The 249-nt window shown below is 60.2% G+C and carries 1 pseudogene; it reads left to right on the plus strand.

Annotation, left to right across the window (positions count from 1 at the left end):
* A pseudogene (locus FNJ47_RS47385) lies at window positions 1-249 on the plus strand (IS5/IS1182 family transposase); the annotation flags it as partial.

Below are 249 nucleotides of genomic sequence, written 5' to 3' on the forward strand. Positions count from 1 at the left end.
TGATCGAGGGACTGTCCGCCGGGGTCGTCATGGCCGATACAGCCTATGACGCCGATCACTTGCGTCAGGCCATCGCAGCCAAGGGCGCGCTCGCCGTCATCCCCAACAATCCGTCACGCGCACTCAAGCATCCGCTCGACAAGCATCTCTATGCCCAGCGCCATCTCGTCGAATGCTGCTTCAGTAAGCTCAAGCAGTTCCGCCGGGTCGCAACACGCTTCGAAAAGACAGCCAGAAATTACCGAGCCG

The sequence above is a fragment of the Bradyrhizobium uaiense genome, assembly GCF_010811875.1.
Classification (GTDB): domain Bacteria; phylum Pseudomonadota; class Alphaproteobacteria; order Rhizobiales; family Xanthobacteraceae; genus Bradyrhizobium; species Bradyrhizobium uaiense.